Raw genomic sequence first — 21,598 nt, 5'->3', positions numbered from 1 at the left:
GCTCATCTTTTTAGTTGGTTTGATCTAGCCATTTGACAGCCTGATCAAGGAAGGTGGTTTTGCTTAGTGCTGTTCCTCCCTGAAGCATAGGATCAACGACATTTTCATTGATGTGTCCATTTTTCACAGCTTTTAGGCTGTTCCAAATTTTATTTCCCTCTAAGTCCTTCAATGCATTTGGATTCGATGAGTTTTCCTCTTGGGAGAATTGAACAAAGATATAATCAGGATTGAGTTCACCTAGGCGTTCCAATGAAATCATTGCTTGTGCTTTGGCTTTTTTGATATCACTTGGTGTTGTAAATCCTAAGTCCCCATATAAAGTAGAGTTGAAGTATACGTCTTCAGGGTACACGTACAGGTCGCCCTGTCTAATGCGTAAAATGACAGCTGTTTTGTTGTTGCTTTTGTCTTTCAGGGTTTCTTTCGCTTGTTTGAGATCTTTCTGATAATCAGAAATGATGCTTTTCGCTTCTTCACTTTTTCCAGTCAGTTCACCGAGTAATAAAAGGTTGCTTTCCCAGTCGGAAGAGACATGTGATACTGGGATCGTCGTTTGAACTTTATCTAGTTTTTTAATTGTTGCAGGCGGAAACTTGGTTGATCCGAGTATCACGTCTGGTTTTAGTTTTAAGATTTTTTCTAGGTTCGGTTCTGTTTTTTCCCCAATGCCTTCTGTTTTTGCTGTAATGTCTTTAAATAATTCAGGGAAAGTGCCGCCGACAGTAGAAGCACCAATAGGGTCGATACCAAGTAGTTTTGCATCTTCCATCGATTCTAGGCTTCCAGCAATGACGATTCGTTTCACTGGTGTTTTCAGTTTGTACGTTTGATCTAAGTATTTGATGTTTGTTTCTGCTGCTTCAGCTGACTTGCTTTTGGTTGTGTTTGAAGCCGGTTTATTTTCTGCAGCACCACAGGCTGCTGCGGTGATCGTCATGATACAAAGGATAAGCAATGCGAACCATTTTTTCATTTTTTTTCTCCTTTAACTGATAATTGTTCTCAATTAAAGATTGTAGTAGTCATTCGTCCTTTTATCCATAGACAATGATCTGTCTAGTGATGGACTTTTTACGGAAAAAAAGATAAAAGGTCCTGAATGACTCGTTGATGACTGGCTGCTGTGTATTCACGCCAAGGGTCAGAAGCGAGTGGATAGACGGCTTGTTGCGTCACAGCCTTGAGATTTTGCCAAGCCTCCTGTTGCTTTAATTTTTGATAAAAAGCAATCGTTTTTGGTTCTTTATGCAACAAAAGGAAGATGGCATCTGGGTCTAACTGCTGTATAGAGTGAATGCTGATTTTTTTTTCGATGAGCTGGCCATCATTCTGAAAAGCTGGCAGAAGGCCAATGTCATGAAAAATTACTTCTGACATGGTGCGATTGACAGATAAGTAGAGCTGATCTTGAAAGATACGAAGAGGCAGGACGGTTCTTGGTGGATGATCAATAAGGCATGCCTTTTTCGCTTGAATGACGAGTTCTTCGTAATGAAGGAGCCATTCTTCTGCTTCCCTCGTTTCGTTTAAGAACAGAGCTGTTTGTCTGAATTGAGCGCGCCAATCCAATTGTGTGAATGGAACAAAGTGAACAGGACAGATGGTTTTCAACACTTGTTTTTCTTCCTCTGTCACATGATCATTGGCAATGATCAGCTCAGGTTGTGCTTCCTTCAATTGCTGTAAATTGGCTTCAGCGTGTTCGTTGATACGATGTGCACTCAGATGAATCGGAATTTCTTCTGCATAATGCTCAAAATCATGTGCTGTCCATTTAGGGTGAAGAGGGGCAGCATATGGGATGATATGAATAGGTGTGAGCTGCCCGAGTATGGAATGGCCATAGGCAGCCATTTTCCGTTGACGGCTTTTCATATAAGCAGAAGGAGTGATACCCGTTTTTTTCTTAAAGATGCGGCTAAAGTAATAGGGGTCTTGATAGCCGATGTCCTGTGCAATGTCTTTGAGTTTTGCATGACCTTTCGCCATGAACTGTTTGGCTCTAGCCAGTCTTTTCTTGGTGATATAATCAGTGACACTCACATCAAAATGCTTTTTAAATAACTCGCTGTAATGATTGGCGCTGATACCAGCCATATGAGATAGACTTGTAAGGCTGAGAGGTTCTTCGGAATGTTGATCGATATATTGTTTTGTTTTGAAAAGGGCGTGTGTTGTGTCACAAATGTCTTCTTTATGCAGTGTGAAAAGCTGCAGGATGAGCTGTTGAAAAAGGGTTTGGCTTCTAAAAAAGCTAATGGATTCAGGTTTTTGCCATTTTGCTGTCATGTCGGACAGTAAAGAATGAATGTGTTCAATCGAGCTAATATCGATAAATTGCCATACATTCAGTAAAGATCGGGCTTGTTCAGTTGATACTTCTTCTATGCTTTGACCTTGTGGCGTGTACATCTGAAAGCGAAACAGATAGAGCTCGTGTTTTTGATGTGGCTCTGTTTTCAACATAAATGTTTCCCCAGGCATCATCGTATAGAGTGTCAGATTTTTCAATCGCCATCTTTGATCATTCAATGTAAGTAAACCGCTGCCGCTTATGTTAAAGAGGAGGCAGAAAGTATCTGAAAACTGCTGCTCCGTATGTGGAAGATCTGCATTATTTATTTTTTTAGTATATGTTAATCGATAAATGCAGTGTTCAGCATTTACCTTTGTACATAATTGATGATTGTTTCCCATAAAACCACCTGATCTCTTATTAATTGATAAATATTCTCAATTGAATTGTATCAGAAAGAGCTGGAAAATGGTGTGTTTATTCTGTCAAAAAAGCACCCTGATGGAGATCAGGGTGCGTAGGGTGTAGAGAAACACTTGTATTCGCTGTCTGTCCTGCGCCTGTGATAAGGGCAATCTTTTGAGATAGATCACTATGTTTCGTGTGTTCGCTAGCTTTTTTTCATGTCTGTGGTTGTTAATGGATCATCATGATAGAGTGCAAAACGAAAAGCATAATTCATCAGCACTGACAAAACGGACGTATGTCCTTCTTCAGGGAACTCGTGATAGGCCGTATGCAAGCCGTATGACGATAAAGGCAACATACGATTTGCTAGTGAATTGGCATGATCATTCATTTGACATGGATGATGTTTTTCTAACTCACCTACACCTACAAGCAGCCTGACATCCATAGTCACTTGACGTATATAGTTGGTGAATTGGTGTTCTTTTTCTAGAAATAATTTTTTGTTCCAGTGGATAGAAGGGCTCCCTGCAATATATGTCTGATAAGCATCAGGGTGCTCAAATAGTGTGTGTAATACAAAAAGACCGCCAAGAGAATGCCCAAACAGTGTTTGACGACTTTGGTTGATTGGAAAGCGTTGTTCGATATAGGGCTTTACCGTCTTTTCTAAAAAAGAAAAGAAAGTAGAAGCGCCGCCATATGTATGGTTGGAGAAGTCCTTTCTTTTCCTCCCAATGGAAGCATCAGGGGCGGTAAGAGTGAGATCATAATGCCTAAGCGGATGATAGGGCGCTTCTGTCTGATAGCCAATTCCAACAATGATAGCAGGTGCGACACCTGTTTTTTCAGGTCTTCTTGACTGTAAACGGATGGCTTCGACCATTGTGCCAAAAAGTGAATTCCCATCAAGCACGTACATGACTGGAAAACCAGCCGCTGGAGGAGTGGTAGTCGGTTTAAATATAAAAAGTCTGTATGGGTGTGCTGTGATATCTAGTTGCTCCGTCCCAGGTATAAAAAAGGGACGGCTTTCTCCGAAAAGTGAATTCTCAGTACCCATTCCTTCAGGGCGTTTCAACATATATAAAAATTCCCTTCCTCAAAATGATCCTCATATGGTGATAAAAGCAGACTTGTGAATATTAGTTGGATGAGAGTATTACTTGAAAACTTCAAATGAAAATGATTCTCAATTATCATGTGAGCAAACCAAATAATAATAGTTATTAATTATAAAGTCAAATGTTCATAAAGTTGTATAAATGTTAATTTTGCCCAATTGATTGATACGGCCTGCTCTGCTTCTATATTTTGCGTCGGCAGCCGGTCATCGAGAAGTTCCGCCATACCAAGCACCGTCCTTTCATACAAAAATACACTACTCTTCTTTTTAACATTTTCATTCATAACAAAATGAAATGTTCAGTCGGGGTTCTGCTAGAGAGCGTGTTGAAAGAGGAGGGGCTGTTTTAAAAGTGGCGAAATAACATATAACATCAAAAATGAGGCAATAAAAAAAGTAAGGGATGTGCCCTTACTCTTTGATCAATTGGTGCACATATCTGTTAACATCATTCACTTAAAATCCATCTGTGACATCATATTCGTAACGGATATCGGCTTTGACATTGCTCATAGTAGATCTCGCGGTAGCTTTTGCGTTGTACTTAAAGCTCCATTTTTGAGCGACTCTTAATTGATCATCCAGAGATATACGATAAGAACCACTTGTTGCAGAGGAGAAAAGTGATTGATACCAAATGTTACTTTCACTATCCATTAATTTGTGTGTGACATTCCCTTGGTTAGGTGTTTGAGTGCTAGTTGTCGTAATCGATTTAACGATTGCACTTTTAGGAATAGAAGAATTATTCGTTAAATCCATTGTAATGACAGAAGAATCAACTCCTAAAAAATTTAAAGAAGAATTCCCCAAGTTTGTAGCCGTCCCCGTAAAATTGAATGTCCCATTTCCAGATTTAATACGATCTTGAATGGAAACAGTAAAATACATATTCCCAGTATATGTACCACGGGTCACTTTCACAAAATAAGTTTCTGAAGTTGAAGTCACGTCACCAGTATTTGCAAAAATAAAGGGCGTTACTGAATCAGGATTAATGACTCTAGACCTCCCATCAGAATTTTTTGAATTATACACCTCGATTTTCATACCCGTATATTGCTTATTATACGAACTTCTGACATAAACTCTTTCCCCTTTATTGATCGTAAACTGATAATACGCTTCATTTTCACCTTCAGGTAAGATTGTCGTGTCTGAACGACTATTTTTCCAATATCCCATTGAACTTGCAGTGTTAGGACTGTTATTCCCGGTAATTGCTGCTTCTGCTGACGTAGGTGCGAAAAAACTAGTAACAAGCGCCAATAATAATGCTGGTAATAATAAACGTTTAAAGATAGTATTTGTCATATATTAACCCTCCTTGTAATAATTACTATATCGACATTAAACTAACAAATTTTAACTGAAATGCCGATATATTTAATAATCACTATTTTCTTAAAAAAGGAGAATCAAAATGAATATTAATACGTCATACACAGCCAGTTCTTCGAACAATTTGAACCAAATAGACTCTAAAGGCCAATCAGCTATTAAAAGTACAAACGAAGTGATGACCGAATCTGATAGACGAATGAAAATATTAGATGAAAAATACGAAAAAATAAATGAACAAAATAAACGATTTAAAGATCCTCATGGTCATATATACGATAAGTATCGAAATCAACACTCCCCTTATTTCAGAAGTGATTTAACCAAATCGGAAAGAGAAGCGGCTTACTCTATTGAGATTGGTTGGGCTAATAATGGAACAGGAGGACATTATAATTCTAATGATGCCGCCTTCCGTAATGAAAATCGGTACGACCCTACCCAGGAAAGTGTCGAAAAGAAACTATTAAATCGTCAAAAGGTGAACGAACAACTGCAAGCTTTGTTTTCTACCAATGGTTTGAATATTCCTAAAAACGCCAATTTAACTTTTACCATTGACCCAAATCATTTCAAATTAGTGGTGAGTGGATCAACTGATGAATCACTGATCAAACAAATAGAAGACATATTAAATACAAGCAACAATACAAGAGAACTATTTTTTCATATTATGAAAAGTAGAAATGATGATTCGACTCAATTCACGCCGGATTCACTTGCAAAGTTCCACCTTGTCAATCAAATCAAAACGGTGACAGGCTACAATTTAAAAGATTTAAGCATTGTAAACGGTCAATTTGTAACGGATACCGGAGCGAATATTTTTGATATCTACAAAGAAGAACTTCTGAAAAACCCATACACAGCAGAAAATGCCCGCATTGCTGCATCACATTATGGTGCACAGCTCTTTGATCTAGCGAAGAACGGGTATGATTCTATTCCCGATTTGGTGTTATCTATTGGGTATGAAAACGGGTCTTTATATGACATTGGACAAAAGGTGAATTATGGAGTATCAAAGTGAAGATCAATACATCAAACGCAGCAACTGTTCTAAACAATCAGAACTTTACCGACTTCAATAGCCAATCAGTTATTAAAAGTACAAACGAAGTGATGACCGAATCTGATAGGCGGATGAAAATATTAGATGAAAAATACGAAAAAATAAATGAACAAAATAAACGATTCAAAGATCCTCAGAGCCATATATATGATAAGTATCGAAATCCATACTCTTCTTATTTCAGAAGTGATCTAACTAAAGTGGAGAGAGAAGCTGCTTATACGATGGAAATGAGTTGGGCAAGGAATAATAAAGGTGGACAATATGACTTCAATGATGCTATCTTCCGTAATGAAAAACGGTACGATCCTACCCAAGAAAGTGTCGAAAAGAAACTATTAAATCGTCAAAAGGTGAACGAACAACTACAAGCTTTGTTTTCTACCAATGGTTTGAACATTCCTAAAAACGCCAATTTAACTTTTACCATTGATCCGAATCATTTTAAATTAGTGGTGAGTGGAACAACAGACGAAACCCTAGCCAAACAAATAGAAGACATATTGAATACAAGCAACAATACAAGAGAACTATTTTTTCATATTATGAAAAGTAGAAATGATGATTCGACTCAATTCACGCCGGATTCACTTGCAAAGTTCCACCTTGTCAATCAAATCAAAACGGTGACAGGCTACAATTTAAAAGATTTAAGTATTGTAAACGGTCAATTTGTAACGGATACCGGAGCGAATATTTTTGATATCTACAAAGAAGAACTTCTGAAAAACCCATACACAGCAGAAAATGCCCGCATTGCTGCATCACATTATGGTGCACAGCTCTTTGATCTAGCGAAGAACGGGTATGATTCTATTCCCGATTTGGTGTTATCTATTAGTTATCAAAATGGCTCCTTATAAGACATTGGGCAACAGGTGAATTATGGAGTTAAGAAAACGATAGATTAAAAAACGCACCTGATATTTTCAATATTTGATCATGTGCGTGTTCATGCCATGTTGGAGTATCGATCACATGTGTGAACAACAGCTACAAATTCCATTAGCGATACAAAGGACTCTATAACAATTTATGTTACAGAGTCTTTTCTATTTGAAGTGTGATGTTTCGCTGTTCAATGAAACAACCACATGGTAATTTTGACTATAGTTGATGTTTTTCACTTTTTTATTGATGAAAATGTTAAAATGATGAGTAGCGTATTTTTTTATGAAAGGACGGTGCTTGGCATGACGGAACTTCTCGATGACCGGCTGCCGCCGCAAAATATAGAAGCCGAGCAGGCCGTATTAGGTGCTGTTTTTTTAGAACCATCTGCGCTAACGCTCGCTTCTGAAGTATTAATTCCAGAGGATTTCTATAGAATGTCGCATCAAAAGATTTACAATGCGATGCTTGTACTTGGTGATAGAGGGGAACCAGTTGACCTTGTCACGGTGACATCAGAACTTGCCAATACAGACTTACTAGAAGAGGTAGGCGGGATTTCGTATTTAACAGATATTGCGAACTCTGTCCCAACTGCCGCAAACATTGAATATTATGCAAAAATTGTAGAAGAAAAATCCATTTTAAGGCGTCTGATCCGTACAGCGACAACCATTGCACAGGATGGATATACGCGTGAGGATGAAGTAGAAGATCTATTGAGTGATGCTGAAAAAACCATTATGGAAGTGGCTCAGCGTAAAAACTCAGGAGCTTTCCAAAACATTAAAGACGTTCTTGTTCAGACATATGATAATATTGAACAGCTTCATAATCGAAAAGGTGATATCACTGGGATTCCAACGGGTTTCTCAGAGCTTGACCGGATGACAGCTGGCTTCCAGCGAAATGACTTGATTATTGTAGCGGCTCGTCCGTCCGTAGGGAAAACAGCCTTCGCGTTAAATATTGCACAAAACGTTGCGACCAAGACAGATGAAAGTGTCGCCATCTTTAGTTTAGAGATGGGCGCTGAGCAGCTGGTCATGCGTATGCTTTGTGCCGAGGGAAATATCAATGCACAAAACCTAAGAACCGGTAATCTCACAGAAGAGGACTGGGGTAAGCTGACAATGGCGATGGGTTCGCTATCAAACAGTGGGATTTTCATTGATGATACACCTGGTATCAGAGTAAGTGAGATTCGCTCGAAATGCCGCCGTTTGAAGCAAGAAAACGGGCTTGGCATGATCCTGATTGACTACTTACAGCTCATCCAAGGGAGTGGACGATCAAGCGATAACCGTCAGCAAGAGGTATCTGAAATTTCTAGGGCTTTAAAGTCACTAGCAAGAGAACTTGAAGTGCCGGTCATTGCCTTATCACAGCTTTCTCGTGGGGTAGAGCAGCGTCAGGACAAACGTCCGATGATGTCTGATATTCGTGAATCAGGAAGTATTGAGCAGGATGCCGATATTGTGGCGTTCCTTTATCGTGATGATTACTATGACAAAGAATCAGAGAATAAGAACATTATTGAAATTATTATTGCGAAACAGCGTAACGGTCCAGTTGGAACGGTATCACTGGCTTTCGTGAAAGAATATAACAAATTCGTCAACTTAGAAAGAAGATTTGACGATGCGGGTGTTCCGCCCGGTGCTTAAAGCCCAGCTCAAGAAGCTGGGCTTTTTTTGATCCATCTACATCGAAAGAATGACTGAAAAACATTCGAAATGAGGAGGAGAGACAGAAATACAGATCGTATACTAAAGGGAGAAAAGGAGTGATGACTGATGAAGTTTCAACAATTCGAAGCCGCTCAATTACGCATCGCACGTCCGACCGTCAACATGAAAGAGGTTGTTTCTTTTTATGAAGAAGGTTTAGGGCTGAAACGAATTGGCTCATTTGATCAGCATGAAGGGTATGATGGGGTCATGCTTGGGCTTCCTCACCAGCATGTTCATCTGGAAATCACCAAACATGAAGAAGACGAAAGCTTGCCTGTTCCCCACCCAGAGCAGCTGCTTGTATTCTATATTCCGAATGAAGAAGAATTTCAGCAGATGAAAAAGAGACTGATCGCATTTGGTGGACGGCATGTCACCTCTACGAACCCGTACTGGGATCGAGGAGGCGTGACGATTGAAGATCCAGATGGATATCGAGTGGTGCTCATGAATACAGAAGGAATTACACCTGATTAAGAAAGACTCCCATCTCGTGGGAGCCTTTTTTGTTAGGAACGAGGCGTGACACGGAGCTTCAGTTCTTTTAGTCCATACATACCGCTGCTTGTCATTGGGACGTAAGAGAGAAGCTCTAGTGATTCATATCGTGACTGTATGGCTTTGATGGCAGTGCAGGCTTCTAGGCGAGCAAGTGGTGCGCCTAGGCAGAAATGAATGCCGTGGCCGAAGCCAATATGAGGATTAGGGTGCCTGTGTATATCGTACTCATGTGCGTTTGGAAATTGACGCTCATCCCGGTTCGCAGAAGCAAGAAAGACAATCACACTGTCTCCCTTTTTCAAGACTTTCCCTCCAAGTTCGGTGTCTTCTGTGACATACCGGACAATTGTAGGCGCAGGGGCACGAAAACGGACAGCCTCCTCCACAGCTCGAGGAATGAGGTCAGGTGATTGAGCGAGCGCTTCATACGACCCCGGATTTTCTAACAAACTAAAGATCATATTGGAGATCAGGTTGGTGGTCGTTTCGTTGCCTGCTAACAGGAGAAGATTGCAGAAAGGAATTAATTCGTCTGCGGACAGCTTATCTCCATCTTCCTCCGCTTGGATTAAAAGCGAAATCAAATCCTCACTAAGGTTCTGCCGCTTCTCTTCAATGATGTCAGCAAAAAACGCCATCATGTCCGCTTCGCTTTGATCCCGTGTTTTTTGCCATTCAACGACATCTTTTTCATGTTCACTTTTAGGCATGCTGACGAGGATATCGGACCATTCTTTAAAGGATTGTTTATGTTCTGTTGGCACACCTAAAAGCTCTGCAATGACTATCACAGGAAGCGGATAGGAGATGTCTTGAACAAGATCAATCTCTTCCTTACCTTCTATTTGTCCAATGAGATCATCCATTAACTCTTGAATGCGTGGTTCCCACAATTTCATCACCCGGGGTGTAAACGCTTTGCTCACAATGGAACGGATTCGTGTATGTTTTGGCGGGTCCATCATGACCATTGTTTTCATCAGTGAATGTTTCCGGTGGTCTTGAGGAGGTTGACTAGAAAAGGTATCTTTATCGATGGTGACGCGCTTTGCTTCTTCATAGGTGAAGACACTCCATGTTTGGCTGTGTTCATCAAAATGAACAGGAGATTCTTGACGCATTTTGGCGTACCAATCAAATGGGTGATACGGGTCCTGCTTATTTTTCCCTCTTAATAACGCTTTTTGAACGGCACTAGGTGTTGTTGTTTCCATGATCATCACTCCTTATGGGTTGTCAGATGATTCCTTTTTTTTACTGTGTTAGATTTAAAGGTAATTCATCAGGAGAAAGGATTCAACCAACAGAAAAGCGAAATCTGTTGAAGAAAATGGGAAGGGGAGAGCGGCTTGTGGCGGACTGCTACAGAGGGGATAAGCGCGCAACTGAATCAAAGCAACAATTAAGAAAAGCATTATTTCAGTTATTAAAGGAGAAGGAATGGGGGAAGATTTCTGTACAAGATTTGACGAACAAGGCAGGGATCCATCGCACAACCTTCTATCAGCATTATGAGGATAAGTTTGACTTAGCTCAGCAGGTCATGGATGAGATGTTTGATGTCATGAAAACCGCTATTTTTGCTCCTGTACATGAAAATGAGTGGAAGAGCGACCATGCAGCATATGTGTATATTTATCGCTTTTATCAGCATTTGCAGGAACATGAAGAGGAGTATCAGATTCTCTTGAAAAGGGGAAAAGAGCTTAATATTCATCAGACGGCCAGTGCTTTTTTTGAAGAAAGCTTTACTTTGGGGCTCGAAGAAGTTACAGGTTCACCACCTGATCCACAACACGTTCCTCTCGAAATGCAGAAGCAATTTGTCATTTCTGCTTATGTTGGAACAGCTGAGTGGTGGCTGAGAAAAGGTAGACCATATTCACCCGACTTTATGGCAAGTTCGATGATTCAATTGATTGAAAATCACTGAACAAACGGAAATGAGAAAAACAGTAATTTTGATCGAAATCTTCTTGTTTAAGCGTAGAATGAGCAATTAAAGCGCTTTTCCTCACATGTAAAACGAACAAAATTTGATTTCGAGATATTAATGTTCGGATTTCACGTTGACTTTTTCATTGTCCATTGATAAAATAAATGTGTTTGAAAGAGATAACGTTTTGAAAGGTTAACGGAGGTGCACGATATGTCTTCAGTAGTCGTAGTAGGTACGCAGTGGGGTGACGAAGGGAAAGGGAAAATTACCGATTTCCTTTCAGAAAATGCAGAGGTGATTGCCCGTTATCAAGGGGGAAACAATGCAGGTCACACAATCAAATTTGATGGAGTGACTTACAAGCTACACCTCATTCCGTCCGGTATTTTTTACAAAGAGAAAACTTGTGTCATCGGTAATGGAATGGTGGTTGATCCTAAAGCGTTGGTCACTGAGCTTGCGTATCTTCACGAACGGAATGTGAGTACAGATAACCTCAGAATCAGCAATAGAGCCCATGTCATTCTGCCTTATCACTTAAAATTGGACGAGGTAGAAGAAGAGCGGAAAGGGGCTAACAAGATCGGTACGACGAAAAAAGGAATCGGACCAGCTTATATGGACAAAGCTGCCCGCGTCGGAATCCGTATCGCAGATTTATTAGATCGTGAAGTATTTGAAGAGAAGCTTGCCCGTAATCTAGAAGAGAAAAATCGTCTTTTAGAGAAAATGTACGACACAGAAGGCTTCAAAATTGAAGATATTTTAGATGAGTATTATGAATATGGTCAGCAAGTGAAAAAATATGTCGTGGACACATCTGTTGTATTGAACGATGCTCTAGATGAAGGCCGCCGTGTTCTTTTTGAAGGGGCACAAGGCGTTATGCTTGATATCGATCAAGGAACATATCCGTTCGTGACGTCATCTAACCCAGTGGCTGGAGGCGTGACGATTGGTTCTGGTGTAGGTCCTACGAAAATTCAACATGTGGTCGGCGTATCAAAAGCTTACACAACTCGTGTAGGTGATGGCCCATTCCCGACAGAACTCCATGATGAAATTGGCGATCAAATCCGTGAAGTTGGCCGTGAATACGGTACGACAACTGGCCGCCCGCGCCGTGTTGGTTGGTTTGACAGTGTTGTTGTCCGTCATGCACGCCGTGTGAGCGGAATTACAGATTTATCTCTTAACTCCATCGATGTACTGACAGGGATTGAGAAATTGAAAATCTGTGTCGCTTATAAATTGAACGGAGAAATCACTGAAGAATTCCCAGCAAGTCTAAATGAATTAGCGAAATGTGAACCTGTCTACGAAGAAATGCCAGGTTGGACAGAGGATATTACAGGTGTGAAGAATTTAAGTGAACTGCCTGCAAATGCCCGTCATTACTTAGAGCGCATTTCACAATTAACAGGTATTCCACTTTCTATTTTCTCAGTCGGACCAGACCGTTCCCAAACGAACGTTGTCCGCAGCGTGTACCGTCCATCATTATAGACTGATCAGACACCAGTAAAATCACACATTTTACTGGTGTTTTTTTGTTTAAATATTCCTTAATTTCTACGGAACGCTCTTCCTGTCATTACCAAAATGTGATAACTGTATAAAAAGGAAGGAGCGTTCTAGTGAAAGAAAGAATACGATTATTAGATATTTTACGAGGTTTTGCGATATTAGGTACATTGGGTACAAACGTCTGGTTTTTTGCATACGCAGGGGATACCTTTGCGACAGATCAGATTGCGGATGAATATGAAAATGGTAGTTTTCTTGAAAGTCTTGTCTCTATGTTCGTTTATGGCAAAATGCTATCGCTGCTCACAATCATGTTTGGCGTAGGGCTAGAGCTGAAACACCAGCAGGCGAAAAGAAAAAATACGACTTGGCCGGGTACATATTTATGGATTCTTTTATTTTTATTTATTGAAGGCTTTGTCCATTTTGCGCTAGTGATGGAATATGATGTGCTCATGAGTTACGCCGTCACGGGTTTGCTTGTGGCGTTTATTGTCCGTGGAGGAAGTCGGCGCATCAAAAAAGGCATGATTGTCTCGGGTGTCATTCATTTGTTGGTGACGGCTTTTCTCGTTGTATTTTCTTTCTCCGAATTGGAAACTGAATCCTATGACGAGAGCAGTGAACCAGCGTACGAAGAACAACTGCCGGAGACATGGATATCTCAAGTTCAAGACCGATTACAGCACTTTTTGATGTACCGAGAAGAAGCGATCTTTATTATCCCAATGAATACCTTTTTGTTTTTATTAGGTGTGCGGATGATGAGAGCTGGTGTATTTTATGCAAATGAGCGTGGGCAAACTCTGCGGAAAACATTGTTCCGAATGGGTTTGTGGATTGGACTGCCGCTGAATGCGCTCGTCTTTGTACCAAATGACATAGTGGAATTCGTGGTGCGCTATGTGTTTTCGCCATTCCTCTCTATTTTCTATATTGCTGTCGTGGCGAAGCTTCTAGCACGCACGGAGTCATGGTTCATGTGGACTTGGTTTGAATATGTAGGGAAAATGGCGCTTAGCTGCTATATCCTGCAAAATGTCATCTGCTTGATCCTTTTTTACAGCTGGGGATTGGGTCTTGGCGGGCAAATCAACGCCCCCCTTATCGTCTTGTCATGGTTGTTGATCTCCCTGCTGCAAATCGCCATTTCAGCATGCTGCTTAAACGTCTGGGGAATCGGGCCAATGGAATATATTCGTTCACGGGCACTTCGCCGGGTGACGATGAAAAAAGCATCATAAAGGGGATAGACACAATGTTTTTTAAAAAAATGACGAAAAGAGAACAAGTCAATGCACAAAAAGCAGCAGGATCGGCGTTTGTTTTTTATCTTCTAGCATTAGGAGGACATGCGTCTTACGCTTTTTTTCAAGGTGAGAGTACACCTGTGACTTTTGTGATTTTAATGACAGGTCTTCTTGTGTTTTTCACCGCAGATTGGCTATACAACAAAAAACATTCATAAAAAAGAAGCCCTCTGATGAGAGCTTCTTTTTTATTTTAGGCTTTTATATTGGCCTTTTAAATTTTTACGAATGTATTGAATGATTTTGCGCAGTTCGTTTGCATGCGGTCTGCCAAATGGACTTGTTTGTCTTTGCTGATAGAGGACTTGGCCTTTTTCATTTAATAAGAAATAGGCAGGTTCTCCGTGCACCCCGTGGTCTTCGTATGGGGCATCTTCCCCGTGATAGAAGACTTCATAGGCTTTCAATGATGTGAGGTCTTGGTCAGACATGATGGGGAAAGAAAGTCCCTCTTTGTCTGCAAATTCTTTCAAGTCTTTAGGGTTATCCGTTGAAATCGTCATTAAGTGAATATCCTTTTCTTGAAAATAGGATTGCTGTTTTTCCAGCTCTTTTAATTCCTCGACACATACTGGGCACCATGATCCTCTAAAGAAAACGATAAGGTGCCAGCTTTGATGCTCCTCTAAATGTTTGTAAAACTCAATGTGATCGCCCTGCACTGTTGGCAGTGAAAAATCGGGCATTTTATCTCCTAATTTAAATGAACTCATCCTATGCTTCCTCCTTTTTCAATCACCATGCTGTTTGTTTCTTGTATAACCAATATTGGTCGGAATCAAACATTTCTGTGTGCTGGATTGGGCAGTAGCCATTGATTGAATGAAGGCGCTTTCGGATTTAGGCGATGTAACAGAAGATATCAAATCCGACACTTTTTTTAAAAAAATGTCGAAAAACGTATTGCCATATGTAATTACTCTATGATATTATAAATCTCGTTGTTGCAAAGGTCTCTGAAACTTGTTAAGATGCGATTTTCCAGCTTTTAAAGCGATTGGTTTGACGCAATACAGCTTCTTCAGATTCACTTTTCACAAACCGAGAGCCATTAGCTCAGTTGGTAGAGCATCTGACTTTTAATCAGAGGGTCGAAGGTTCGAGTCCTTCATGGCTCACCATGTTTTGGCCCGTTGGTCAAGCGGTTAAGACACCGCCCTTTCACGGCGGTAACACGGGTTCGAATCCCGTACGGGTCATTGATTTACTTTAGCGTTAAGCTAATTTTTCCTCACTTGCTTGAAGGAGCACCACGATTGCTTTTTCGGGCAAGTTACTGAGGTCCGGTAGTTCAGTTGGTTAGAATGCCTGCCTGTCACGCAGGAGGTCGCGGGTTCGAGTCCCGTCCGGACCGCCATTTATACATATTCATCTTTTGATGATGGCTCGGTAGCTCAGTTGGTAGAGCAACGGACTGAAAATCCGTGTGTCGGCGGTTCGATTCCGTCCCGAGCCACTTCCAAACGCATCTGCAAGCGCAGGTGCGTTTTTCTTATGAAAAGAAGGCATAAAAAGGGAGAAGCCGGACCTAGGTAGGGCCCGGCTCCATAAGAAGAAGACGTTACATGTATATAGACGTTTGGTGACTGGAAAAGTTTCAATAAAAAAGGAAAAAGTCATCAAATCTTTTGGGCGGGGTTCTTCTATCCAACGTTTACTAGCAAAGAAAGCCGTTATTATTTTTATCTTTGCCTCGTAAAACGTTATAATAGACAGTGAGCCTTTTTTTCGTAAATGAAAAAGGCGTAATGAGACATGCAAAATGGAATGACATAGATGCTAAAAATGCAGGAGGAAATCACAATGGAAAAAAAGATTCTTGTCGTAGATGATGAAAAGCCGATTGCGGATATATTGGAATTTAACTTAAGAAAAGAGGGCTACGAGGTTCATTGTGCGTATGACGGAAATGAAGCCCTTGAAATGGTAGAAGAAATTAAGCCAGACATCATTTTGCTCGACATTATGCTGCCGAACAAAGATGGCGTTGAAGTATGCCGTGAAGTGAGAAAGAAATATGACATGCCGATTATCATGCTGACAGCAAAAGACTCTGAAATCGATAAAGTCATTGGTCTTGAGCTTGGCGCAGACGATTATGTCACAAAGCCATTCAGTACACGCGAGCTGCTTGCACGTGTAAAAGCAAATTTAAGAAGACAGACGGCTGCTCCGCAATCAGAGGAAGAATCTGAATCAAATGATATCGAGATTGGTTCACTTGTGATCTACCCAGATGCGTATGTCGTGTCTAAGCGTGACGAAACGATTGAGTTAACGCATCGTGAGTTCGAATTGCTTCATTACTTAGCGAAACATATTGGACAAGTCATGACACGTGAGCACTTACTGCAAACGGTTTGGGGCTACGATTACTTCGGAGATGTCCGTACAGTAGATGTGACAGTCCGCCGTCTTCGTGAAAAAATTGAAGACAACCCTAGCCACCCGAGCTGGATCGTGACAAGACGAGGCGTCGGCTACTATTTAAGAAACCCAGAGCAGGACTAAGATTCTTATGAGTAAAGTAGGTTTTTTTCGCTCGATTCACTTTAAATTGACCTTGATTTATGTGCTGCTGATCATTGTCGCCATGCAGATCATTGGCGTGTACTTTGTGAAGCAGCTAGAGCAGTCCTTAATTAATTCCTATGATAATTCCTTGAATCAGCGAATCTACTCGTTATCGTATTACCTAGAACAAGATTCATCGAAAAGCAAGGCGGAATTAAAAGAGGATGCTCAAAAGATATTAAACGATTTTAACAACAAAGATGAGTCTAATGAAATTTCTGAAGTCAGCTATATTGACGAAAGCAGAGAGGTCATTGCCTCTGTGAATAACGGCAGTCAAGAGATTGCCGGGAAGAAAATCACAGATCAAATCATTAGCCGTATTTTCGCGGTTGGCAAAGACTACGAGAAAAAATTCTATGACCCAGAATCGAATAAACGAGTCCGCATATCAGCAACAGCCGTGAAAAATGAGAACCAAGAAACCGTTGGTGTCATTTATGTGGTCTCATCCATGGAAAGTGTTTTTAACCAAATGCGAACGATCAACACCATTTTGGCGACAGGTACACTCATCGCACTTGGGACGACCGCTCTACTTGGTATATTCATATTCAGAACCATTACACACCCAATTTCGGATATGAGAAAGCAAGCGATCGAGCTCGCCAAAGGGAACTTTTCCAGAAAGGTTCGGAAGTATGGACATGATGAGATTGGTCAGCTAGCGACGACATTTAACCATCTGACGAGAGAGCTGGAGGAAGCGCAGCTGATGACAGAGGGTGAGAGGAAAAAGCTTTCTTCTGTTATCGCCTATATGACCGATGGCGTCATTGCCACGAATCAAAACGGGGCCATTATTCTATTAAACAGCCCGGCACTAGAGCTTTTGAATGTTTCACGTGAAACAGCTCTAGAGATGCCGATCACGTCCTTGCTTGGCTTAGAAGAAACTCATACATTTGAAGATCTAGTCGAAAATCAAGACTCCATGCTGCTAGAAATTGAACGTGAAGATCAGCTGTCTGTTTTGCGTGTGAATTTCTCAGTGATTCAGAAAGAGCATGGGAAGATTGATGGTTTAATTGCAGTCATTTATGACGTAACCGAGCAGGAAAAAATTGATGCGGAACGTCGTGAATTCGTGGCGAACGTATCGCATGAGCTGCGCACACCGCTTACGACGATGCGAAGCTATCTTGAGGCTCTCGCTGAAGGTGCGATTGGTGATAAAGAGCTTGCGCCAAGGTTCCTCAGTGTCACGCAAAATGAAACAGAGCGCATGATTAGACTTGTGAATGACCTGCTCCAGCTGTCTAAGTTCGACAGCAAGGATTATCAATTCAATCGTGAGTGGACGAATTTTATCAGGTTTATCTCGCTCGTCATTGATCGTTTTGAAATGACGAAGGAGCAGCATGTCGATTTCATCCGCAACTTGCCGCAGCGTGAAATATATGTGGAAATTGATCAAGATAAAATCACTCAGGTGCTCGATAATATCATTTCCAATGCCATGAAATACTCGCCAGAGGGTGGACACATTACGTTCACTGTCGATTTGGATGAGGAGCAAGGTCTTGTGTTATTCAGTGTCAAAGATGAAGGAATCGGTATTCCGAAGAAGGATATGGATAAAATCTTTGAACGTTTTTATCGAGTGGATAAGGCAAGAACAAGAAAGCTTGGCGGAACCGGCCTAGGCCTTGCGATTGCAAAAGAAATGGTTCAGGCTCATGGCGGAGATATTTGGGCTGACAGCATTGAAGGAAAAGGAACAACGGTAACCTTTACCCTTCCGTACAATGAAGAACAAGAGGATGATTGGGATGAAGCGTGAGACCTTTAAAACCATTATATTGACAATCCTAATTGCGATCAGTCTTGTGTTTACGTGGAATATTTGGATGTTCCAGCCCGTCATGCAGGATCAGGCGGATGCCGGCACACAGGTCGTGGAAACGAAGAAGATTTCAAGCGACGAGCCTCGGAGTCTCATTGATGTCGTGAAACCGCGTGAGATGTTCATCCATTCCAATGGAGAGCATTTCAAAGTGGATCAAAAGGAACTCTTCCAAAACTTTTGGAATGATGTGAGCCTGTGGGATGTCAAAGAGATTGCCGATGTGTCGGACCAATATTCCGAGCAGAAATTTAAGAATTTCTTCTATGGACGCGAGGGGCAAGGCAAAACATTGGATCTTGTGTTCAATGATCCGATTCCGATTGATATTTTCCAAGCGCTGTTTAAATGGCCGAATAAATCCATTGAATACAACTCATTTGACCGGATGATTGTGCCGTTCGCTCAGCCGGATAAGGCCAATAAGAAAGTCTATTTGGTTTCATACAGCAAGGAAACGGTGCTTGAGCTGACGATTGAATCAGCCAACTATCGTAATCTGATGGATAGTATTGCAGCCGCTCAAAACGAGATGCCGCGCTATGATCTATATACTTTCTCTACGAATTCAAAACGAGATTTCCTTCTGCCGCAGAAGCAAAAGCAGCTTGAAGCGAAAATGTTCTTTATCGAAACGATTAAGACAAGCAAATTCAAGGACGCTTTGTTTACAGACCCAAGTCTAGTTGGGGAGGAATCTAATTTAAACCGGACGGTGTATACGGATGGAACGAGTCGTCTTGAAGCAAATCAAAAAGACCACCGCATCCAATATCAGCATCGTAATATCAATTCTAGTACCGTATTCCAAACGGGAGATTTGATCAAGCGAAGCGTGAAGTATTTCAATGATACCGGAAGTTTTACCGATAATTATCAATACTTCGGCATTAACAGCAACCAGCAGCTGTCCTTTAATATGTTTATGGATGGACTGCCGATCGTCAACAGCACAAAACATCCATTTGGTATGACATCACTTGAAGTACAATGGGCGAATGATGACATCTTGAGTTATAAGCGTCCAAACTACATTCTCGGCAACAAAGCGAGTCAGAGTGAACAGGTCAAACTGATGAATGGGACAGAGCTGAAAAACTTGATCATCAAGCAGACGAAGTATGATGATTTAGAGAAAATTGAACAGATTTTCCCTGCCTATCAAGCGACATCCACGGCATCAGATCAGGATCAAGCGATGTTTGTCTGGCTAGAGCCGGTATGGTGTATGAAATATAACGGAAAAACCGTCATTTTAACGAATGATTTGCTGACAGAGGGGAGCGAGAATCATGGAGTGGAATAAGACCAAAACGATCTTTATCCTAGCCTTTCTCGTTCTCGATATCTTTCTAGGTTTTCAATACTTTGAAAAGCGATCGACCGATCATTTTGCGATTATCGAAAAAACAGATACGCTGGAAGAAATGAAGGCAGACGGAATCAAATATGGCAATCTATCAGATGAAGCGAAGATTGGATACCGCATTACAGCTGAGAAAAAGCAATATACGAAAAAGGATGTCGACGGATTAGCTGATCAAAAGACGAAAAGCACATTCCCGAAAACCGAGAAAGATGATCCTGTCACCCTGCTTGAAATGACCTTCAATAAACCAGTTGCATTGCCGAAAAAAGATATGAAAACAGCAGCGACCAATCTTGTGAGCCAGCGTTTACTGGATGGCAAGAATTATAAGCTCTGGAGCATCGATGAAGAAACAGGTGAAATCGTCTTTTTCCAAACGTATAAAGGAAAATACATCTTCCAAGAAGGTCTTGATGACACCGAAACCATCGGGAAGATCACATTGGATGTGAACGATCAAAACGAGGTCGTCTCGTATCGGCAGTCGATGGTGACATCGATTAATGAAGTGAGAAAAGAAACCCTTGTCCCGGCGCTTGAAACGGTGAAGGACTTATATACACAAAATATGCTGAGCCAAAACACGACAGTGAAAAAAGTGGAGCTTGGCTACTACACGCAATACCCAGGTGCAAGCACTCAAGTCATGGTTCCTGTATGGCGAGTAGAGATTGAAGGCGTGGCAACTGGTTCAAAGAAAAAGACAGAAGAAGAATATTTGATCAATGCCATTGATGGCTCAACACTTGATCATATAGAGAAAGAAGACAAATCTTCATTGGAGTGAGAGAACATGAGCTTGCAGTTCAGTGTACTAGCGAGCGGAAGTACGGGGAACGCTTTTTATTTAGAAACAGACGAGCATGCTTTTTTAGTAGATGCGGGCTTAAGCGGCAAACAGATGGTGGAGCTGCTTGGTCAAATCGATCGCAAGCCTGAAGACTTGGACGGAATTTTTGTCACACACGAGCACTCAGATCATATTAAAGGACTCGGTGTGATGGCAAGAAAGTACAAGCTTCCTGTTTATGCAAATGCGAAAACATGGAAGGCGATGGAGTCACATATTGGGAAAGTGGATACGGAGCAGAAATTCCACTTTGATATGGAGACGGTTCAATCATTCGGCGGTCTCGATGTTGAATCATTTGGCGTATCACATGATGCGGCAGAGCCCATGTTTTATGTATTCCATTATGGCGGGCGTAAACTTGCCCTCATGACGGATACAGGCTATGTGAGTGATCGAATGAAAGGAATTATTAAATCAGCCAATACGTTCGTATTTGAGAGCAACCATGATGTCGGCATGCTGCAAATGGGGCGCTACCCATGGAGCATTAAACGCAGAATTTTGAGCGATGTCGGACACGTATCCAATGAAGATGCAGCTCTTGCTATGACAGACGTGATTGGAGACGCCACCTCACGCATTTATTTGGCTCACTTGAGTCAAGACAACAACATGAAGGACTTAGCTCGTATGGCGGTCCAGCAGACGCTTGAAATGAAGGGCTTTGTTGTAGGGGACGGCTTTGATTTATATGATACGGACCCGAAAAAAGCAACCCCGCTTTGCGCCGTATGATTTTTACAATCGTATGATTAAGATAAGAGCTTCTTACCAACACTATATACATCATCTATTCACTGAAAGGAAGG

At 41.3% G+C, this 21,598-nt stretch carries 19 protein-coding genes and 4 tRNA genes; 17 read left to right on the top strand and 6 right to left on the bottom strand.

What is annotated here, in order from left to right; all coding sequences use genetic code 11:
• Positions 1–10: 10 nt before the first annotated feature.
• The 4 genes from FXF70_RS04680 to FXF70_RS04665 all read right to left on the bottom strand — a co-directional run bounded on the left by FXF70_RS04680 (position 11) and on the right by FXF70_RS04665 (position 5,147).
• Positions 11–976 carry an iron-hydroxamate ABC transporter substrate-binding protein gene (locus tag FXF70_RS04680; protein ID WP_148779913.1) on the bottom strand — a complete coding sequence of 322 codons (966 nt, stop codon included), beginning with the start codon at positions 974–976 and terminating at the stop codon, positions 11–13.
• A 98-nt stretch (positions 977–1,074) separates the two neighbouring features.
• Positions 1,075–2,700: an ABC transporter substrate-binding protein gene (locus FXF70_RS04675; protein WP_148779912.1), complete on the bottom strand. Its 1,626-nt coding sequence runs from the start codon at positions 2,698–2,700 to the stop codon at positions 1,075–1,077.
• A gap of 209 nt (positions 2,701–2,909) precedes the next feature.
• A complete protein-coding gene (locus tag FXF70_RS04670; protein ID WP_148779911.1) occupies positions 2,910–3,791 on the bottom strand; it encodes an alpha/beta hydrolase in 882 nt (293 codons plus the stop codon).
• 498 nt (positions 3,792–4,289) lie between these two features.
• Positions 4,290–5,147, bottom strand: a complete 858-nt coding sequence (locus tag FXF70_RS04665) for a hypothetical protein (protein ID WP_017359891.1) — start codon at positions 5,145–5,147, stop codon at positions 4,290–4,292.
• A 109-nt stretch (positions 5,148–5,256) separates the two neighbouring features.
• Here FXF70_RS04665 and FXF70_RS04660 point away from each other — a divergent pair, with 109 nt between their 5' ends.
• The 4 genes from FXF70_RS04660 to FXF70_RS04645 all read left to right on the top strand — a co-directional run bounded on the left by FXF70_RS04660 (position 5,257) and on the right by FXF70_RS04645 (position 9,347).
• Positions 5,257–6,204, top strand: a complete 948-nt coding sequence (locus tag FXF70_RS04660; protein ID WP_148779910.1) for a DUF4885 family protein — start codon at positions 5,257–5,259, stop codon at positions 6,202–6,204.
• Positions 6,201–7,109 (top strand): DUF4885 family protein, encoded by a 909-nt coding sequence (locus FXF70_RS04655; RefSeq protein WP_148779909.1) that lies wholly within the window; start codon positions 6,201–6,203, stop codon positions 7,107–7,109. Before FXF70_RS04660 ends, FXF70_RS04655 begins: the two co-directional genes overlap by 4 nt.
• Positions 7,110–7,439: 330 nt before the next feature.
• Positions 7,440–8,804, top strand: coding sequence for a replicative DNA helicase (dnaB, locus tag FXF70_RS04650; protein WP_003214779.1), 1,365 nt, complete (start codon positions 7,440–7,442; stop codon positions 8,802–8,804).
• A 129-nt stretch (positions 8,805–8,933) separates the two neighbouring features.
• A complete protein-coding gene (locus FXF70_RS04645) occupies positions 8,934–9,347 on the top strand; it encodes a VOC family protein (protein ID WP_008347509.1) in 414 nt (137 codons plus the stop codon).
• A 32-nt stretch (positions 9,348–9,379) separates the two neighbouring features.
• Here FXF70_RS04645 and FXF70_RS04640 read toward each other — a convergent pair whose 3' ends face one another.
• Entirely contained in the window at positions 9,380–10,585 is a 1,206-nt protein-coding gene (locus FXF70_RS04640; protein WP_148779908.1) for a cytochrome P450, read from the bottom strand.
• Between the two features lie 137 nt (positions 10,586–10,722).
• Here FXF70_RS04640 and FXF70_RS04635 point away from each other — a divergent pair, with 137 nt between their 5' ends.
• From FXF70_RS04635 to FXF70_RS04620, 4 genes are all read left to right on the top strand, one after another.
• Positions 10,723–11,304, top strand: coding sequence for a TetR/AcrR family transcriptional regulator (locus tag FXF70_RS04635; RefSeq protein ID WP_304414256.1), 582 nt, complete (start codon positions 10,723–10,725; stop codon positions 11,302–11,304).
• Positions 11,305–11,520: 216 nt separating this feature from the next.
• On the top strand, positions 11,521–12,816 hold the full coding sequence (locus tag FXF70_RS04630) for an adenylosuccinate synthase (RefSeq protein WP_007497400.1): 1,296 nt from the start codon (positions 11,521–11,523) through the stop codon (positions 12,814–12,816).
• A 131-nt stretch (positions 12,817–12,947) separates the two neighbouring features.
• Entirely contained in the window at positions 12,948–14,081 is a 1,134-nt protein-coding gene (locus tag FXF70_RS04625; RefSeq protein ID WP_148779907.1) for a DUF418 domain-containing protein, read from the top strand.
• A 14-nt stretch (positions 14,082–14,095) separates the two neighbouring features.
• The gene (locus tag FXF70_RS04620) at positions 14,096–14,305 is read left to right on the top strand and encodes a hypothetical protein (RefSeq protein WP_148779906.1); all 210 of its coding nucleotides are present in this window, start codon (positions 14,096–14,098) and stop codon (positions 14,303–14,305) included.
• Positions 14,306–14,335: 30 nt separating this feature from the next.
• Here FXF70_RS04620 and FXF70_RS04615 read toward each other — a convergent pair whose 3' ends face one another.
• Positions 14,336–14,860 (bottom strand): peroxiredoxin family protein, encoded by a 525-nt coding sequence (locus tag FXF70_RS04615; protein ID WP_148779905.1) that lies wholly within the window; start codon positions 14,858–14,860, stop codon positions 14,336–14,338.
• 332 nt (positions 14,861–15,192) lie between these two features.
• On the opposite strand from FXF70_RS04615, the gene FXF70_RS04610 reads away from it, so the two are divergent.
• From FXF70_RS04610 to FXF70_RS04570, 9 genes are all read left to right on the top strand, one after another.
• Positions 15,193–15,268 (top strand) — tRNA-Lys (locus FXF70_RS04610).
• Positions 15,269–15,274: 6 nt separating this feature from the next.
• Positions 15,275–15,346: transfer RNA gene (locus FXF70_RS04605), tRNA-Glu, on the top strand.
• 81 nt (positions 15,347–15,427) lie between these two features.
• Positions 15,428–15,504 (top strand) — tRNA-Asp (locus tag FXF70_RS04600).
• A 26-nt stretch (positions 15,505–15,530) separates the two neighbouring features.
• Positions 15,531–15,603: transfer RNA gene (locus tag FXF70_RS04595), tRNA-Phe, on the top strand.
• Between the two features lie 347 nt (positions 15,604–15,950).
• On the top strand, positions 15,951–16,658 hold the full coding sequence (gene yycF, locus FXF70_RS04590; RefSeq protein WP_017359978.1) for a response regulator YycF: 708 nt from the start codon (positions 15,951–15,953) through the stop codon (positions 16,656–16,658).
• A gap of 7 nt (positions 16,659–16,665) precedes the next feature.
• Positions 16,666–18,504 (top strand): cell wall metabolism sensor histidine kinase WalK, encoded by a 1,839-nt coding sequence (gene walK, locus FXF70_RS04585; protein ID WP_007497390.1) that lies wholly within the window; start codon positions 16,666–16,668, stop codon positions 18,502–18,504.
• The gene (gene yycH, locus FXF70_RS04580) at positions 18,494–19,873 is read left to right on the top strand and encodes a two-component system activity regulator YycH (RefSeq protein ID WP_017368443.1); all 1,380 of its coding nucleotides are present in this window, start codon (positions 18,494–18,496) and stop codon (positions 19,871–19,873) included. Before walK ends, yycH begins: the two co-directional genes overlap by 11 nt.
• A complete protein-coding gene (locus FXF70_RS04575) occupies positions 19,860–20,723 on the top strand; it encodes a two-component system regulatory protein YycI (RefSeq protein ID WP_024718467.1) in 864 nt (287 codons plus the stop codon). The genes yycH and FXF70_RS04575 overlap by 14 nt, the downstream gene beginning before the upstream one ends.
• 6 nt (positions 20,724–20,729) lie before the next feature.
• Positions 20,730–21,524, top strand: coding sequence for an MBL fold metallo-hydrolase (locus tag FXF70_RS04570; RefSeq protein WP_007497388.1), 795 nt, complete (start codon positions 20,730–20,732; stop codon positions 21,522–21,524).
• Positions 21,525–21,598: the final 74 nt, after the last annotated feature.

Source organism: Bacillus sp. Y3 (genome assembly GCF_008123875.1).
Classification (GTDB): Bacteria; Bacillota; Bacilli; order Bacillales; family Bacillaceae; genus Bacillus; species Bacillus altitudinis.
The sequence above is the reverse complement of the archived record's forward strand: the minus strand, read 5'-3'. Positions and strand labels throughout refer to the sequence as shown.

Excerpts from the sequence above, each read along its gene's own strand:
- walK (WP_007497390.1), top strand. The coding sequence starts at position 16,666 with ATGAGTAAAGTAGGTTTTTTTCGCTCGATTCACTTTAAATTGACCTTG.
- FXF70_RS04570 (WP_007497388.1), top strand. The coding sequence starts at position 20,730 with ATGAGCTTGCAGTTCAGTGTACTAGCGAGCGGAAGTACGGGGAACGCT.
- FXF70_RS04680 (WP_148779913.1), bottom strand. The coding sequence starts at position 976 with ATGAAAAAATGGTTCGCATTGCTTATCCTTTGTATCATGACGATCACC.
- yycF (WP_017359978.1), top strand. The coding sequence starts at position 15,951 with ATGGAAAAAAAGATTCTTGTCGTAGATGATGAAAAGCCGATTGCGGAT.
- FXF70_RS04640 (WP_148779908.1), bottom strand. The coding sequence starts at position 10,585 with ATGGAAACAACAACACCTAGTGCCGTTCAAAAAGCGTTATTAAGAGGG.
- FXF70_RS04645 (WP_008347509.1), top strand. The coding sequence starts at position 8,934 with ATGAAGTTTCAACAATTCGAAGCCGCTCAATTACGCATCGCACGTCCG.
- FXF70_RS04630 (WP_007497400.1), top strand. The coding sequence starts at position 11,521 with ATGTCTTCAGTAGTCGTAGTAGGTACGCAGTGGGGTGACGAAGGGAAA.
- FXF70_RS04575 (WP_024718467.1), top strand. The coding sequence starts at position 19,860 with ATGGAGTGGAATAAGACCAAAACGATCTTTATCCTAGCCTTTCTCGTT.
- FXF70_RS04670 (WP_148779911.1), bottom strand. The coding sequence starts at position 3,791 with ATGTTGAAACGCCCTGAAGGAATGGGTACTGAGAATTCACTTTTCGGA.
- dnaB (WP_003214779.1), top strand. The coding sequence starts at position 7,440 with ATGACGGAACTTCTCGATGACCGGCTGCCGCCGCAAAATATAGAAGCC.
- FXF70_RS04675 (WP_148779912.1), bottom strand. The coding sequence starts at position 2,700 with ATGGGAAACAATCATCAATTATGTACAAAGGTAAATGCTGAACACTGC.
- FXF70_RS04660 (WP_148779910.1), top strand. The coding sequence starts at position 5,257 with ATGAATATTAATACGTCATACACAGCCAGTTCTTCGAACAATTTGAAC.
- FXF70_RS04620 (WP_148779906.1), top strand. The coding sequence starts at position 14,096 with ATGTTTTTTAAAAAAATGACGAAAAGAGAACAAGTCAATGCACAAAAA.
- FXF70_RS04615 (WP_148779905.1), bottom strand. The coding sequence starts at position 14,860 with ATGAGTTCATTTAAATTAGGAGATAAAATGCCCGATTTTTCACTGCCA.
- FXF70_RS04665 (WP_017359891.1), bottom strand. The coding sequence starts at position 5,147 with ATGACAAATACTATCTTTAAACGTTTATTATTACCAGCATTATTATTG.
- yycH (WP_017368443.1), top strand. The coding sequence starts at position 18,494 with ATGAAGCGTGAGACCTTTAAAACCATTATATTGACAATCCTAATTGCG.